Source organism: Peribacillus sp. 05N428 (genome assembly GCF_056397085.1).
Genome location: NZ_JBFTMS010000007.1, coordinates 62,563 through 79,487, shown reverse-complemented (window position 1 = coordinate 79,487; position 16,925 = coordinate 62,563). Strand labels below are relative to the sequence as shown.

The window sequence follows — 16,925 nt, the reverse complement described above, 5'->3', positions numbered from 1 at the left end:
GCATTGACACAATCCTTACACCAATACCCTATTATAAAGGGGAAAACTCCAGAATATTCTACTTTTATTCAGCTATTCCCGTTTGAATCATTTCAATATCCAGATCGACCTCGATTGGAATATCGGGATATGCCTCCTCCCAATGTTTTTGATCAAAATTTCTTGTTTTACTTTTAGCATGATCACCGAGTGCAAGCGGATCTATATGGTTCTCCTGAAACATGGTTACCATCTCATTTAATTTTTTGCCAATGACCTGCTCGGCCCTGGCCTCTATTTTATTCAGGTCGACCGCTTTGCCCAAGTCGTAGCCTTGGACCTCTAGCAGACTCGCTTTCATTTTCACTTCAATCCTGACCTTTGGGTCTTGATTGGCATTCGAAATATGATAATGGACACGTGACTCCACGTTATTGATATCGGTAAAGTCATTTTCCTTCCATTTAATTTCATAACTCCCCAGCTTAAAATTTTCACTAAGGACCTTATATAAAAAGCCGTCTTCATAAGGTATATATTTACCAATATAACGATCCGTTTTAAACAAGGCGATCCCCCTTACCCGTATTTGGTCTTCTGTTGTTTCCAATAAGGGCAAGACCGGATCGATCCCTTTACCATGACACGCATATAAATACCTGTGAAGATCTACATCAGGCAAATTAGTCCTTATATTCTGTTCGATCAGCTCCTTCACTTGAACCCCTGGAGTTTTAATCAACTTCGGCTCCATTTTAACTACATCCTCCGCTTTGCCATGAACGACCGCTAAATACAAATCCCTTCCCACCATTGGGTCACGCCTATATGTATCGACATAATCATTCAATCCCTTACTTGCCAATTCTTCACCATATAGAGTGACTGTCAGTCTCCCGCCGACAATCGGGTATGGTGTTTTTGCATTTTCCTGCTGGCGGGCCGCCTTTATATCATGGGAGTCCGCTTCATATACTTCTTTACCCAGATCTGCTTCCTCTCCAGGCTGAGGAACGCTGACAACGACCGTTCCTTTGATTTTCTTGTCTCCGGCATCATCATAACCTACGACTTCAGCAATTAATATATCTTCTAATATTTGCTTTTCCACGCCGCACGCCGTCATCAAAAAGCTTGCTAATGTTATCAAGAGAAGTTTGATTTTCATGATTTATGCCCCCTGAATTTATAGACGATCGACTGCCATATGAATAAGAGAGGAAGATACAAATAAACGATATAAAAACCAATTTGCGAACTGATCGTGTTAAACTTATCGATCCTATAGCGGTTATCCAAAAAAATGCAGGAAACCAAAATGATGATCAGAATGAGAACCAACATCTTTTTTTGTCTAAATCCGAATACTCTTTTCGCTGTCCTGCTTGCGGCCCAAACCCCTAGGCAAACATTCGGCAGCACCATGAACAGCCAAACGGAAATCCCTATGTATTCGAACCTTTCAATGAATGGAAGGTCTACAATTTTCCATAACGTCAAAGTTGCCCAAATTACATCTTTCAGCTGATCTTGATGATAGTAGGCTAATGAAACAAGTATGGATACCACATATATCACCATAGTGAACAACGCCCCTAAGTGGGCCCACTTTTGAGATTTCTCACGATTTTTAATGAGAGGATAATAAATGAGGATTAATTCAAAACCAAGGTAATTCAGAGTCATTTTCTTACAGGCCTTCATGATTTCCAAAAAGGAATGGTCAAGAAAAGGACCCAAATTTTCAAAGTGGGCGTACTTCAAAGGGAAATAATTCAAGAGGAATAATGGCGATCCGATTATAAGGCCGATTATGCAAAAACCGGTAATGACCCTGAAACCTCCCTCCACAAAGTTATACACGAGAATAAGAATGATGGTTATCAGCATCAGGACATTGACACCAGGGAACATCCAAACCTGAATGACTTCTAAATAAGTCCTGATAAGAATGATGGAAATCATGATAAAGTAGAAGATGAATAAAATATTGAAAGCATTCCCCACCCATTTACCAAACAAATCCTTGTGGATGGCAACCAAATCAAGAGTTTGAGGGCCCCTGCCCAAAAGCTTGAAACACATCCAAAGCAGAACATTTATGATCAACCCTGATATTAGGACCGATATCCATGCGTCTTGGCCAGCCTCTTTCGCTATGATCCGTTCAAACCCCAATATCCCTACTCCAATCTGCATGCCGGGCATGAGGAAAAAAACAAAAAATGGAGATATTTGTTTTGTTTCATTTGGTTTGACTTCCATTCCTTCTCACCGCTTTCTACTTCCTTATTCATCGATATCATTACGGGTGTTTCGTTTTTCCGCCTCTTTCCTTATCCTTAGTGGATTTTCCGTCCGCAGAAACTGCGGGCGTTTTTTCTGCTTTGAAAAAGGGAGGCGAATCAGACTATCTTTAAAGTCATGAATTCTTAACGGGTAAAGCGGGTCTAAATAAGGACTGCCAAGCGAAGTCAATTTCAATAAATGACTTAAAATGAATGCACTGCATAAAGCTATTCCAAACAGCCCGTATAACTGGGCAGCAATTAGAAAGGGAAAGCGGATAAGGCGAATCGTATTGCTGATTTGGTAAATCGGCACCGTAAATGAAGCCAAGGCAGCCAAAGCGACAAGCATCAACAAGACGTTACTGACAAATCCCGCTTCCACAGCGGCTGAACCGATGACTATACCGCCAACAATGCCGATGGTGGAGCCAACCTTGGCAGGCAGCCTGACCGCTGCTTCCCTCAGCAATTCGATCGTCCCTTCCAGCACGATCGCTTCCAAGATCGGCGGAAAAGGGATCACTCCCCTGGATGATATTAAGATTGGCAGCAAATCCGTTGGGATCACTTGATAATGATAGGTTAAAACGGCCACATACAGAGGTGATGACAAAACGGAAAACAGCACGGCGAAAAGCCGAATCAAACGGAATGAAGTACCGAGATTCCAAATTTGAAAATAATCTTCAAATGACGAGAAGAATGAAATGATGGTATTGGGACCAACCAATGCATGAGGAGATCCATCCAGCATGATCCCTATTTTCCCTTCCGATAATACACTGGCCAGATGATCAGGCCGCTCCGTATCAATCAATTGCGGGAACATCGAATTCCGATTATCCGTGATCATCTGGCTTACGAACGAAATATCGACGATCGTATCATATTCTATATCTTCTATTCTCTGTATGACCGTCTTGATGATCTGTTGATTTACCACCCCATCTATGTAGAGTACCGCTATCCTTGTTTGCGAGATGCTCCCGACCCTAAATTCCTTGGACTGCAATTCAGGAGTGGGCAATCGGTTACGGATCAGATTCAAATTCGAATCAAGCGATTCAACAAACGCCTCCTTGGATCCAACGACCGTATACTCCGACTCAGGTGTTGAAATTTGCCTTTTCACACTGTGAACACACGGTATGAGCAAACACATTTCATCATCTTGCTTGTATTGAATCATGATCGATCCTTCCAAAACCAATCTTTGAATGTCTTTTAAATCAGCCGTCAATTTCATATCTTCCATCGGAATATCGCCTTTTAGTTGCTTAAGGACCTTCTTTGGTTGATTCGACATGACCGCCAATACTTGTTCGTGGAGCTGTTGTACACTGACCAGTGAATTGAAGTAGGAGATGATATAGCCATCATCATTCGGGAATTGGAAGGTAAGAAAATCATTAGATGCTTTAAACTTTTTAAGGAGTTCCTGAAAATCCTTGGAAGTAACCTGAAAGGATGCTGAATCCGTTTCCCTCTTGTCCTTAAAAAACCTCACCTTCCCACCCCCAATACAAAGTTTTTCGTTCATTCGATTATTGTAACCACCCTATTTAAAGTTAGTCATGTTCCACGGATATCTTTAAAATAGGAAAAGACCTATCCGGAATCCACCGGATAGGTCTTTACTTCTTAATTTTCCAATTATCTTGGACTTGGAAAGATCCGTGTTACAAGTTCACGGAACTCTTCAGCAAATCCTTCAACGGGTTTTCCATTCTCGATATCATTCGCATACCTATCCATTCTTTGAACAAAGTCCGGATTTGCCGACACATAAACTTGGTCTACAGATGGATCCGCTGCCCTTACTGCATCAGCAACCCTTTCTTTAAGGTCATTCGAGATATCCTTTTCCCCGCCGTCTTTTAATACTGCGCCTACATAGGCATTATTTTCAGTCACGATGACATTTGCGTTACTTACTTCCTTCAAAGCTTCGACTCGATTTGAGATATCCTCGGAGACCCTCATACCGTTTACGCCATTATCATTATTATCATTATTGATATTATTATCATTATTGACATTATTAACATTTTGCCTTGTGTCGCCTACATTCATCGGATTATCCAAATTATCCTGATGAGTACGATTCAGGCCAAGATTTTCACTGGCATCTTCGTTATCATTCGTTGCACAACCTGTAATCACTAAAGCCATCATTGCACTTGATACTATCGCTTTATAGTTCATATTCTTCACTCCTCAAAAATCATTTAACATTACTATTTGCGAGGAGTGGGCAGATTATTCAGAAGAAGTGACCTTCAAGCCGATAATTCCAACCAAAATAAAACCGGCGAATACCAATCGCATCGCATCCTTAGGCTCGTTAAAAACGATGATGCCTACCAGAACAGCCCCAAGAGCCCCTATTCCAGTCCAGATTGCATACGCTGTTCCCATAGGCAGAGTTTTTATCGCCGATGACAAAAAATAAAAACTAATAACCATGCCAGCAATCGTTATGATAGAAGGTAATAATTTCGTAAAACCCTCGGTATACTTTAGACTTGTCGCCCATACCACTTCAAATAATCCTGCAATCACCAATTGAATCCATGCCATCTTTTCCGCCTCCAATTACAGAAAAAGCCCGGGAGGTCATCTTTCATAACCTCCCGGGCTTTTTTCCCTCCGTGTACGCAGATTACTGCGCGTTTCTCTTGGACCATTCCGGCCGGTAACATTCAACCGAGGAACCCTAGAAACATAGTATTTCCATACTATATCATGTACATTTCAGATCGGTCAAACACTTATGCATCGCTTCTGTTTCTAAGCTTCCACTTGTCACCTTTTATTGAAAACCAAATATTCTTAAAGGGTTCAGGTATTTCTTTAGCCGCCTCAACCGTATATTGGACAGCCTCTTTTTTATATTCAACATCTTCAGTGATTTCTTGCTGGGTCATGGCGAGTTGGTCCGTTTCCGATTTAATCTGATCCGTTTTGGCCTGGATGCGTGTAACGGTTTGATTCACATTTTCAATTGTCGGTTTGGTATCCTTAAATGTTTTAAAAGCAAAAAACGCTAAATAAATAATCGATCCGATAAAGAGGGCAAGACTAATATATACAATGATCACCTAGATTCCTCCTTTTATTTTACCTTTACTATACCCGTAATAATTGAGCAGAAAACGAATCACCATGTATTTTCTTTTATGCCTGGTCATATTATTGAAAGTAAAAGGAGGAATGAAAATGAATCAAATGCCTCTTCTTAAAGCCTGTTTTAAAGCTGGAATCCACTTCATTAGACATATGACCATACAGCAGGCCGCCACGATTGCAGGAATCATTTTTTTAATCATTCATCCAGAAGTTTTCAGCCCCCTTTGGCTTACATTGGCAACATCCGTCTTGATTCTGCTCCTGCTTTGAAGAATGTAAGTATCCCCTGCACACTGGCTGTGTTATGGATTTCTTCGCTGACACCCCCATCCAGATCAGTAAAAAATACCGAGGATATGCACCAGCATTCTACCCTTGCTTCGGAAGAATGTTCCTGTACGGATAAACTGCCATGGAGACCCGACCATTACTATTGCTAGGACTGTATCTATGCAGGATTTCAATCTTCATAGCGATGATCTATACAGTTTAATCAATCGTTTGATTAAAACGGAATTGGACTTCAACCCCCTTGTGACAGCTGAGCTTCCCTCCCCCTTCAGGTATTGATTACACTCATTTACCATACTATCAAACGGAAAACTAATAGTTTACTCAACAGTTCAGGAATTTGCCCACCACGGCGATTTCAGATGCAATGGAAGGGTTGAGGAATCACCTTAAGTTTTAAACAAACAATGAAGACTGTAGGCAAAAGGGTTCTATCTAAGAGTTATAACAATTGGAGCGGGTGTGCGAGACTCCTGCGGAAATGCGCGTCCATAAAGAACCCGCAGGCTCAGAAGCGCCGAGGAGGCTCCCGGACCGCCCGCGGATAGCGAATACTTGGAGGCAACGTTCAAATTGTACAAACCGTAAAAAAACTTTAGGCAAATTCGATTTTCATCGAGTTTATATAAAGCCTGAAGCCCCTCTAAACTGGGTCTTTTCATTAATATAATGGTTGTGTGTTCTGACAGGGCGGAAATGAATTTATATCCTGAATCATATAAAAATCGTATTGTTTTAAGGCGAATTGTGCTTGATACATATATTCAATAACAAGAAGCTTTTCACCTGAAGTACCACAAAAAACACCTGACGTCCCTTGTCCATTCGTTAATGAAATCCCAACAGGCTGACCTATTAAATAGCTAATTTTTTGTTGCCATGGCATAGTCATCACTCCTTCAAGCACTTCCTATTAAAAATGAAAAAATGGGTGCCTGTATTTCTTAAAAATTCGCAGTTCGGTTATGAACCGGCGTAACAGACAGTGAACAACACTTACCATTTTATCAAGCTGAAAACTATTAGAAAATTACGAAATTTTTGTATAATTAGGCTATATTCATTAACTCTTAAGGAGGAATCATAGTCATGGATAATCTTATTCAACAGTTCAGGAATTTGCCCACCACGGCGATTTCAGATGCAATGGAAGGGTTGAGCAATCTGGATTCAGCAATAAAACCCTTAAAGGAAGAATTTCGTATGGCCGGACGAGCTTTGACCGTACAGATTCCCGTCGGTGATAATTCTGCCGTGTTAAAAGCAATCGGTGAAGCCAAGCCTGGGGATATAATTGTCGTTGACAGCAAGGGTGATACATACCGGGCTATAGCAGGAGACTTTGTTGTCGGCATGATGCAAACCATGGAAATTGGCGGCCTCGTAGTCGATGGGGTCATTCGCGACCTTGAAGCCATTAAACAATTGAATTTCCCTGTTTTCAGCAAAGGGACGACGGTTGCCTCTAGCGGCAAGGCAGGCGTAGGCGAAACCTATGTGCCCATATCCTGTGGAGGTGTCACCGTATATCCAGGGGACATCATCATAGGGGACATAGATGGAGTAGTGGTCGTGCCCAAAGATAAGGGTGAAGAAATCCTGGTCAAAGCAAAGGATAAAATCATGAAAGACGAACAGCGTGCCGAAAAATATGCAGGGAAGCCTGATGAAATCAGAAAGTATATTGCCATGATGACCAATAAAGGATTACGCATATAAAAGAACAGGCAGGAAGCGATGGCTTCCTGCCTGTTCTTTTCATTAGCCTTATTTATCGGACTTTTCTTCCTTAGAACCTTCTTCATCATATGTGTAATCATAGTCAGCAGGATCAATCGGTTTAAAGCCGTTTGGAGTATAGAAACGGAGTAAGTCGCCGTTCACTACTTGGTCGGATAAATTGAGCATCGTTTCAGCTCTCGTTTTATAATTGAGGATGTCATCATTTTCCTCGACCAATTCTCCTGTTTTAGTATCGTAATATTTCCCTTTAATGGAAGTGACCTCCGGTGTTACAAAATCACCATTCCTGAAAGGTACCACTTCATTATGATCTTTTGACAATAAATCGGAACCGAATTGTACATAATCTTTAGATTCAATTCCCATCAGATGCAATAAAGTCGGGAGAAGGTCAATCTGTCCTCCGTATTGATTCATTTCCCCGCCTTCAACACCTGGAACATGAATCAATAATGGTACACGTTGCAATTGGGCATTCTCAAATGCGCCAACATCCTTGCCAAGCACTTTTGACATGGCTTCTTTATGGTTTTCGGAAATACCATAGTGATCACCATACATAACGATTACCGAGTTATCATATAGACCGGATTCCTTCAGATAATCGAAAAACTCTTTAAGCGCCTCATCGGCATAACGTGCAGTTTGGAAGTAACTATCAACGGAAGCATCGCCTGTCGTATGCTTTCCGATTGTTGCTTTTTCCTGGTCCATTGCATATGGGAAATGATGAGATACCGTCATGAATTTTGCATAGAAAGGCTGTTTAAGCGTTTCTAACATTGGAATCGATTCCTTAAAGAACGGCTTATCCATTAATCCATAACTTAGTACTTCCTCTTTATTTTCCATATTATAATGGTTAGCATCGAAAAATTGATTGAAGCCAAGAGACTTATACATATTATCGCGGTTCCAGAAAGATTTGTAATTACCATGGAACACAGCAGAAGTGTATCCTTGTTGTCCTAAAATCGCTGGTGCTGCTTGATACGTATTTTGAGATCGGTTTGTGAATGCTGCCCCCTGCGGTAAACCGAACAGGGAATTTTCAAGCATGAATTCGGCATCCGCTGTTTTACCTTGGCCTACTTGATGGAAGAAATTATTAAAGCGCATGAAATCTGACTTATCTGCTGCAAGTGAGTTCAAAAATGGAGTTACTTCTTCCCCATTCAACTTATAATCGATCAGGAAATTCTGCATCGATTCCAAATGCAGGTAGATGACATTCTTGCCTTTGGCTGCACCAAAGTACTTAGGGTTTGGTTCAGCGCTTGTTGCCTTCGTATAGTTGACGACTTCGGCAATATCCGTGCTGTTTGCAGTCGCACGCTGAGCGTATGTTTTAGTATTCTGAACGGCATCATAAACAGTATAGTTGAACATGCCCAAATATTTGACGATATAGTTCCGGTCGAATGTTCTTGATAATAATTGCGGGCGATCCTTTTCAGCAAGTCCCAAATTGATGGCGAAAATTGCTAGTCCCGCTAGGTAAACCATTCCAACTGTACGGCGTTTGACTTTGAAGTCTTCCACTTTAAAGTCTTTGAATCTGTACAATACGATCAAAAGAACCGTATCAAGGAAATAAAATACATCATGGCCTTTAAATAATTCTAAAATACTCGGTCCCAAATCACCGGCATTTTGCACTTGCGTCAAAGTTGGCAATGTAATGAAATCGGTAAATGACCGGTAGTATACAAAATTGAAGAATAACCATAAGGACATCAATAGGTTCAACCTGATAATCCATTTAAACGATTTTTTGCCTCTAGCCAATAGTGCCAAGCCAAAGAATAAAATGGCTGAACTAATCGGATTTATGAACAGTAAGAACTGTTGCAGGCCATTTTCAAGACCTAAGTTAAATTCAATTCGATATCCAATATAAGTTTTTATCCAAAACAAGACTACCGCAATAAAGAAAAAGCCTAGTATGTTATCTGCAAATAAATGCCGGCTTTTTTTAAGAAAATTATTCATGCTTTCACCTCTATTAATCTAGTGGTTTATTTATATAAATTTTTACAAACTTACAAAAGACGGAAAATCGGAAACCTTATAATAGCATTCTTTCACTTGGATAGTCAAGATTGTGAAAACCACCTTTTGTCACATCCATAACTCTTATATCCAGAAGACTTCTTTAGCTTATGAACAAGCCTTTGAAAAAATAACAGAGTTTCGCCCGTCTCGAATGTTCAGCGCACCTATAACAAATATATAGGAACTACATGTCTTAATCCAATAAATATTACCGTAATTTTTTGGTGTGACTGCGGATGGCAGTCACTAAATATTTTAACGTCCTTCAGGCTTTTACCATTATAAACGACTCTTTATAAAAAAACCAGCACATTACAAAATATGTAAAGATATAAACCTTCAATTATTGAAAGCTATGGTTATATCCCAGGATTTTTTTCCCGATAATTCGACAGTTTAAAATGGATTGCCGGTTACATGGATGCTTTTCTCATCCGTACTTTTGAAACCCCGTGCCTGTAAAAGTTTGACCCGTTCATTATTGCGTCCAGTCACCCTTGAATCTCAAAAAATAACAAATGGATTACACGAAGTATCGACATCATTCCCCTCAGCTTTTTTATTCAGCTTTTTTCTAATAATTTTTCCTGAAAATTAATGACACCGAATTCTCCCCGATAATTTGAAGTGGAGATCATAATATTTTTATCATCCATAAAAGATGCAATTTCCCAAATTTAACATAAATTACGATTTCAAATCCCTCCTGGAACCGGAAAGGATGCAAAAGACAGTATAATAGGAAGAAACTGAATTTTCCATTTTGGCTGAAGGGTCATATTCTTACGATTGCAGGCCATATAAGCCATAGCAGGGGCAACAGGCGGAATATAGACCTTGTCCTTTCCCATTCCCCCTTAATTGGGTTGTGGGCGCCTTATTATAAGCTTACCTGTGTTTTGCAGGAATTCTTTTCTTCCCCTTTGTTAGTATATTTGTTTCATCCAGCTTTATTATAAAAAATAAAAAATCCTGCCCCTCGATCGGGGACAGGATTATCTTTCATCATATTTATTGCTTAATGCCTTCTGAAACTTCTTTAACCATAGCGTCAACAGATTCTAAACCGCCGCCTGATAAATACCAGTAGTTAGGGTCTAGATAAATGATGTTACCTTCTTTAAATGCCTTTGTATTTTTTACAATGTCATTTTCAATCGTTTCTTTTGCTGCAGCTCCATCACCGGCAACCGCATCTCTATCTACAACGAATAGGTAGTCCGGATTTTTTTCAGCAATGTATTCGAAAGAAATACTTTGACCATGTGTCGATACTTCCAATTTATCATCCACTGCAGGTACTCCGAATACATCATGGATGATTCCAAATCTTGAATCAGGTCCGTAAGCACTTACTTTTCCGCCGCTGGCCAGAACGATTAAACCAGTTTTGTCAGTCGGAGCTTTTTCTTTCAAAGCGTTAATGTTTTCTTCAACACTTGCCAATTCTTTAGCTGCTTCGTCTTTTTTATCGAAGATTTTACCCAAAAGTGTTACGTTTTCTTCAAACGATTCCATATACTTTGTTGTATCCACACCTACAAAAACAGTAGGGGCAATTTTGCTTAATTCTTTATATGCTTCAGATTGACGGCCAGAAATAAGGATTAGGTCTGGAGCAATTTCGTTGATTTTTTCGAAGTCAGGCTCTTTTAATCCACCGGCATTTTCAGTTGTACCTTTATATTTAGAAAGGTATTCCGGAAGTCCATCATGAGGGACAGCTGCTACTTCCACACCTAATTTATCAAGAGTATCAAGAGTACCCATATCGAATACAACGACTTTTTCAGGGTTTGTTTTTACTTTCGTTTCGCCTAGTTGGTGCTTAACCGTAATTTCTTCGCTTTTAGCACTTTCTTTTTTCGTGCTTGATTCTTCTTTTTCCTTATCTGATCCACAAGCTACAGCCACTACAGCCAGCATTGCAACCAAAAGCAGTAAGGATAATTTCTTAATCATTATGGTCACCTCGAAAAATTTTTTTATTTAAAATTACATATTGAATCCTCACCATCACAGAGTTCACCTTCAACACTTTTCCTGCCAGATGAACAGGAGGCGGCTAAAGTCTTGGGCGCCCGCCAACTCTTAACTGCCTAAGAAGCGTATAGTGTGACTTCTGGACGGCTATGAATACTGAAGTAATTTAAAACCAATTTTGGAATTGTCTTATGTGAAGTACACACAGATCTTATTGTCATTGATACTTTGGATTTCAATATCCATATCATAAATTTCCTTTAATACATTGGAATTGATGACTTGTTCGGTAGGACCATTATGAACAACCTTGCCATCCTTCAATGCGACGATATAGTCGGAATAACAGGATGCAAAATTAATGTCATGAATGACGATGATGACCGTTTTCCCCAATTCATCGGCCAATCTCCTCAATACCTTCATGATTTGGACGGAATGCTTCATATCAAGATTGTTCAGGGGTTCATCAAGAAGCACATACTCCGTGTTCTGAGCAATGACCATGGCAATGAAGGCCCGCTGTTGCTGCCCGCCGCTAAGCTGGTCAAGAAACTTATCCTGCATGTCAGCAAGTTCCATATATTCAATCGCTTCATCGACGTATTTCCAATCCTCTTTCGTCAGCTTTCCTTGTGAATAAGGAAAACGGCCAAAGGCGACGAGTTCACGAATCGTTAAACGGATATTGATGTGGTTAGCCTGCTTTAAGATGGCAATCTTTTTCGCAAGTTCATTGCTATTGAATTTCCCCATATCCTTACCCTCGATCAGGACTTCTCCTGAATCCCGGGTAATGAGACGGCTGATCATCGAAAGGACGGTACTTTTCCCCGCTCCATTGGGACCGATGAAGGATGTGATTTTCCCTTTCATTATTTCAATGGAAACATCCTCGACAACCGTTTTATTATTATATTTTTTGAATAAATTTTTCACTTCTACCATGATTTATTCTCCTTTAATAGAAGATAGATGAAATAGACGCCGCCGACAAAGTTGATGATGACACTTAAGGTCGTGGAAAACGTGAAGATCCTCTCTACAATGAATTGGCCGCCGACCAAGGCAATCACACTGATCAGCATTGCACCCGGGAGGATATGTTTATGCTGATAGGACTTAATGAATTGATAAGCCACATTTGCAACAAGCAATCCAAGGAACGTGATCGGACCGATCAGGGCAGTCGAAATGGAAATTAAAACCGTAACGACGATTAAAACCCGCTTCGTGACAAAATCATAATCCACACCCAAGTTTATGGCTTGGTCCCTTCCCAGGGACATGACATCTAAATACTTCAGAAATCTCATGAAATATATCATTGCCGCAATCATGAGGATAATAGCTAACGTTAACAGGTCCGTGTTGACATTATTGAAGCTGGCGAACATTTTATTTTGAATGATTTGGAATTCATTCGGGTCAATCAATACCTGCATGAATGAAGACATGCTGCCGAATAAGGTTCCGAAGATGATACCGATCAGCAATAGGAAATAAATATTGCGGTTTTTCTTGAACATGAACTTGAACAGCAGGCTTGCAAAAATGAGCATGGCCGCAAGTGTAATCAGGAAATTGAGATTTTTATTCATGATCATGATATGCGTTGAACCGAAGATGAAAATCACTCCCGTTTGAATCAGCATATACATGGAGTCCAACCCTAAAATGCTTGGCGTCAGGATTTTATTATTCGTGACCGTCTGGAAAATTACTGTTGAAAAAGCAATTGCACAGCCAACCACGATGATGGCGATGATTTTTATGACCCTTCTCGGCAGTGCATAGTCCCAATTCGGGCCAAGGTCCCAAAAGATATAACCTGCCGTTAAAGCAGCTGCAAGAACAGCCAATATAATGATCCTACTTTTATTATTCATATGCCTTTCTCCTCAGTATCAAATAGATAAATACGGCGCTTCCTATCACACCAACCACGAGTCCGATCGGGATTTCAAATGGATATATGAGGATCCTGCCCAGAATATCGCAGATCAATAGGAAGACTGCCCCTAGCAATGCTGTATGAGAAAGACTCTTTTTCAAATTGTCACCAAGGTAAAGGGATACAATATTCGGTACGATCAATCCTATGAAAGGAATCGTTCCCACCGTTAACAAAACGACAGTGGAGGATAATGCCACGATGATCAATCCAAAATTGACTATAAGCTTATAATTGAGTCCTAGATTGATAGCAAACTCCTCACCCATCCCTGCCACAGTGAATTTATTGGCAAAGAAGTATGCGAGAATGACTAGCGGGATACTTAGATATATAAGTTCGTACCTTCCCGACATGATCATCGAGAAATCACCATTCATCCATGTGTTGAGGCTTTGAATCAAATCATATTTATAGGCAAAGAAAGTCGAGATCGATCCTACGATATTACCAAACATCAAACCAACCAATGGAATGAAGATCGTATCCTTATATTTCACTTGATCAAGAATTTTCATGAACAAGAATGTACCTGCCAAAGCGAATATGAAAGCGAATGCCATTTTCTCAATAAGTGCTGCCGATGGAAAAATGATAATGGCAAGAAGAAGTCCCAGCCTTGCAGAGTCCATGGTACCGGCAGTCGTCGGGGATACAAATTTATTGCGGCTCAATTGCTGCATGATCAGACCGCTTATACTCATCACAATACCGGCAATGACTATGGTCACCATTCTGGGGAAACGGCTTTGCAGCATGATTTGCACTTTATCATCACTTAGATTCAATAAATCCAGGGGGGTAATATCTTTTACACCAATGAATAATGACGTAAATGATAAAACAATTAACGCCATGACTAAATATCTTATCTTCATCTACATTTCCTACTCTTCCTATCTCACTTTAATACAGCGATAATATTTTTAATTAAATATATTTGAATAAAGACTATCATTAAGTCACCTATTGAAATGGGACTCATTAAGTTGCTATAGTTACAAGGATCTTCCATTCGTGATAATGAGATTCATTATCATCCATTCTTATTCTATCATTTCTTGGACATGTGTCAATATATACAAGGGAAATACTTGATATTCTCCCGATAGTCAAATTGTAATGGATTCGGATGAATCAACCATGCATTTCGTTTCAGGAAGTGATAAAATCAAAATAACAAATATTTACTCTTCCAATGAAAGAAGCGATATGATGAAAAACTTGTTATCCAAAGTGTTCTCAAAAAAGGCGAAAATCCAAATTGAATTTTGCCAAAATAATCTTGACCGCTTCCTTAATGAACAAACAATTGCCGATTATGGTAAGTTCTTAGAGAATCCAAGGATTCAATATAAGGAATATGAATGTTTGAGTGAGTGTAAACTTTGTAAGAAAACCCCCTATGCGAAAGTGAACGGCCAGATAATGAGCGGCGAAGATTCACAGGATCTTTTAAATAAGTTATATGATGAATTGAAATGATACGGGCCAAGCAAATAGCTTGATCTGTATCATTTTGACTTTCCACCTGTAATTATACAGAATACAGGTGATGAACATCTATTAAAAGGATTGCGAATTTTACCATGGAATCATTAATCTAGTCGTTACTTCCTGTTTTTCACTATTTCATATGTTTTCACTGTATAAATAGTTTAATATATGATAATTTATGGAAAAAGATAGACAGGAGGACGTCCATGAAAAAAATCATTCCTACCATTGTATCAGTCGTAACACTAGGTCTCGTCACTGGATTGCCTGGCCCCTTAGCCGAAGCCGAAGAATTCACCCCTTATTATGGAAATGGTCCAAGCTACATTCAACCAGATAACCTCTCCCACCTTTTCCCTGACCCTAATGTTTCTTTCAAGACCCCTGCCTTTAAACAAAACAAGATCGCCTTTACGAGCCAGGAAGAAATGTTTGATCATATCAAGTCCCTCGCCCATAAAAACAAGAACATCCAGGTCAAGACGATAGGTAAATCCACAGAAGGACGCGACATCCCGATGCTTCTTTTCAGCAAGGATTCAAAAAGACCGATTAAGGGTTCACATAAACCATTGATTTGGATTCAAGGTCAGATCCATGGCAATGAACCCGCATCGGGTGAATCAACATTAGTCCTTGCACAATGGCTGGCTGAAGGCAAGCTTGGTGATGTCCTCGATAAAGTCAATGTTGCCATCGTTCCACGGGTCAATCCCGATGGCTCTTATTATTTCAAACGATTTACCGCAAATGACATGGATGCGAATAGGGACTACTTAAAAGTGGAATATCCTGAAGTACAGACGATTCATCAATCAATCGATGATTATGAACCGGAAGTCATTCTGGATGTACATGAATATACAGTGAATCCCGTCCCCCTGAAAAAGGTCGGAGCAAATGGATCGATCGCTTCTTATGATTTACTCATCTCCTCAGCCAAGAATTTAAATATTCCCGAACAGCTTCGAAAAGCATCCGATCAACTGCTTTTACCCAATGTTTTTAAAACATTGGAAAAAGAAAAGCTTTCCTATCACGATTACTATACACTGGCCACTTCTGATGATGGGGTCCTTACCGCCACAGAAGGAAGCACCGAAGCCCGGATTGGCCGAAACGCCCTCGGCTTGAAAAATACAATGACCTATTTAATCGAAACAAGGGGAATCAATATCGGCCGTACCGATTTTAATCGACGTGTTTTTGCACAAGCTAAAGCACAGGCAGCCTTCATCAAAACGACAGCCGAACAGGCAAGTAAAGTTAAAAAGGCCGTTAAACAGGCAGAAACGGAAATCGTGCAAAAAGGGCGAAGAGCAAATGATAACGATAAAATCGTCATCACCAGCGAAAATAAATTGGTTAAGGATCAAAAATTGACGGTAGTCGATTTAGCGAAAGCGAAAATGGTCGATGCCTCCATCGATTGGCTGGATTCAACCGATGCCTACCCTACCCTTGTCAGAGATCGTCCGACAGCCTATATCCTTCCGCCCGAATATAAAAATATCGCTGAAAAACTTCAGCTATTGGGAGTAGAAGTGAAAAAATTAAAAAAACCCATGAAGGTAGCTGTTGAAAGCTATAGGGTCAATGATATAAAAGTTTCCGCTGAACTGGAAAGCGGACATTCCACAAGGGAAGTCACCACCAACGTCACTTCAAAAACTCGGGATTTCCCAAAAGGAAGCTATGTTTTCGACATGGCTCAGCCTGATGCCAACTTCATCTCCCTTGCCCTCGAACCTGAGGGCATAGACAGCTACGTGACATTCAATTTCATCCCGGCTGCCAAAGGAAAAGAACTGCCGATTTACCGCTATATGCGGTCATCTTCCTTACCAGTTAAATGATGCATAGGATCTAAATGACGCTTTGGCAGCTTTCATTGCCAAAGCGTTTTTAGTTCCCCCTCCTTTATTCATGTGGGACGATGCGCCTGACATGATTTCTTGAATGCAACGACAAGTTTTGAATATACATATAAACGGAAAATGTGT

16 protein-coding genes and 1 riboswitch are annotated in these 16,925 nt (G+C 40.1%); of the genes, 4 read left to right on the top strand and 12 right to left on the bottom strand.

The features are described 5' to 3' along the window. Nucleotides 1-64 precede the first annotated feature (64 nt). The 6 genes from AC1DIV_RS09265 to AC1DIV_RS09240 all read right to left on the bottom strand — a co-directional run bounded on the left by AC1DIV_RS09265 (nt 65) and on the right by AC1DIV_RS09240 (nt 5,371). Entirely contained in the window at nt 65-1,147 is a 1,083-nt protein-coding gene (locus AC1DIV_RS09265; RefSeq protein ID WP_340878050.1) for a Ger(x)C family spore germination protein, read from the bottom strand. Continuing rightward, a complete protein-coding gene (locus AC1DIV_RS09260; RefSeq protein WP_340878051.1) occupies nt 1,144-2,244 on the bottom strand; it encodes a GerAB/ArcD/ProY family transporter in 1,101 nt (366 codons plus the stop codon). The genes AC1DIV_RS09265 and AC1DIV_RS09260 overlap by 4 nt, the downstream gene beginning before the upstream one ends. A gap of 24 nt (nt 2,245-2,268) precedes the next feature. Then, on the bottom strand, nt 2,269-3,777 hold the full coding sequence (locus AC1DIV_RS09255; RefSeq protein ID WP_226990538.1) for a spore germination protein: 1,509 nt from the start codon (nt 3,775-3,777) through the stop codon (nt 2,269-2,271). Between the two features lie 146 nt (nt 3,778-3,923). Continuing rightward, the gene (locus tag AC1DIV_RS09250) at nt 3,924-4,475 is read right to left on the bottom strand and encodes a YhcN/YlaJ family sporulation lipoprotein (RefSeq protein ID WP_340878052.1); all 552 of its coding nucleotides are present in this window, start codon (nt 4,473-4,475) and stop codon (nt 3,924-3,926) included. Nucleotides 4,476-4,529: 54 nt separating this feature from the next. After that, nucleotides 4,530-4,850 (bottom strand): quaternary ammonium compound efflux SMR transporter SugE, encoded by a 321-nt coding sequence (sugE, locus tag AC1DIV_RS09245; RefSeq protein ID WP_034310082.1) that lies wholly within the window; start codon nt 4,848-4,850, stop codon nt 4,530-4,532. Nucleotides 4,851-4,898: 48 nt separating this feature from the next. Then, nucleotides 4,899-5,001, bottom strand: a riboswitch (guanidine-I (ykkC/yxkD leader). Nucleotides 5,002-5,041: 40 nt separating this feature from the next. Continuing rightward, a complete protein-coding gene (locus AC1DIV_RS09240) occupies nt 5,042-5,371 on the bottom strand; it encodes a DUF948 domain-containing protein (protein ID WP_072272279.1) in 330 nt (109 codons plus the stop codon). Nucleotides 5,372-5,489: 118 nt separating this feature from the next. On the opposite strand from AC1DIV_RS09240, the gene AC1DIV_RS09235 reads away from it, so the two are divergent. Then, complete coding sequence (locus AC1DIV_RS09235; RefSeq protein WP_034310080.1) at nt 5,490-5,669, top strand: hypothetical protein; 180 nt, start codon at nt 5,490-5,492, stop codon at nt 5,667-5,669. Between the two features lie 682 nt (nt 5,670-6,351). Here AC1DIV_RS09235 and AC1DIV_RS09230 read toward each other — a convergent pair. Beyond that, on the bottom strand, nt 6,352-6,576 hold the full coding sequence (locus tag AC1DIV_RS09230; protein WP_340878053.1) for a hypothetical protein: 225 nt from the start codon (nt 6,574-6,576) through the stop codon (nt 6,352-6,354). 203 nt (nt 6,577-6,779) lie between these two features. Between AC1DIV_RS09230 and AC1DIV_RS09225 the strand changes: the two genes are divergently transcribed. After that, on the top strand, nt 6,780-7,409 hold the full coding sequence (locus tag AC1DIV_RS09225) for an RraA family protein (protein ID WP_340878054.1): 630 nt from the start codon (nt 6,780-6,782) through the stop codon (nt 7,407-7,409). Between the two features lie 48 nt (nt 7,410-7,457). Here AC1DIV_RS09225 and ltaS read toward each other — a convergent pair whose 3' ends face one another. The 5 genes from ltaS to AC1DIV_RS09200 form a co-directional block, all read right to left on the bottom strand. Further along, complete coding sequence (gene ltaS / locus AC1DIV_RS09220) at nt 7,458-9,425, bottom strand: lipoteichoic acid synthase (protein WP_340878056.1); 1,968 nt, start codon at nt 9,423-9,425, stop codon at nt 7,458-7,460. A 1,074-nt stretch (nt 9,426-10,499) separates the two neighbouring features. Then, on the bottom strand, nt 10,500-11,447 hold the full coding sequence (locus AC1DIV_RS09215) for a siderophore ABC transporter substrate-binding protein (RefSeq protein ID WP_445670174.1): 948 nt from the start codon (nt 11,445-11,447) through the stop codon (nt 10,500-10,502). A 213-nt stretch (nt 11,448-11,660) separates the two neighbouring features. Then, a complete protein-coding gene (locus tag AC1DIV_RS09210) occupies nt 11,661-12,419 on the bottom strand; it encodes an iron ABC transporter ATP-binding protein (RefSeq protein WP_034310071.1) in 759 nt (252 codons plus the stop codon). Next, complete coding sequence (locus AC1DIV_RS09205; protein WP_048688138.1) at nt 12,413-13,360, bottom strand: iron chelate uptake ABC transporter family permease subunit; 948 nt, start codon at nt 13,358-13,360, stop codon at nt 12,413-12,415. Before AC1DIV_RS09205 ends, AC1DIV_RS09210 begins: the two co-directional genes overlap by 7 nt. After that, entirely contained in the window at nt 13,353-14,303 is a 951-nt protein-coding gene (locus AC1DIV_RS09200; RefSeq protein ID WP_048688135.1) for an ABC transporter permease, read from the bottom strand. The genes AC1DIV_RS09205 and AC1DIV_RS09200 overlap by 8 nt, the downstream gene beginning before the upstream one ends. Nucleotides 14,304-14,568: 265 nt before the next feature. On the opposite strand from AC1DIV_RS09200, the gene AC1DIV_RS09195 reads away from it, so the two are divergent. Together AC1DIV_RS09195 and AC1DIV_RS09190 are read left to right on the top strand one after the other, a co-directional pair. Continuing rightward, the gene (locus AC1DIV_RS09195; RefSeq protein ID WP_226990537.1) at nt 14,569-14,910 is read left to right on the top strand and encodes a DUF1450 domain-containing protein; all 342 of its coding nucleotides are present in this window, start codon (nt 14,569-14,571) and stop codon (nt 14,908-14,910) included. A 218-nt stretch (nt 14,911-15,128) separates the two neighbouring features. Then, entirely contained in the window at nt 15,129-16,778 is a 1,650-nt protein-coding gene (locus AC1DIV_RS09190) for a M14 family metallopeptidase (protein WP_340878058.1), read from the top strand. Nucleotides 16,779-16,925 lie beyond the last annotated feature (147 nt).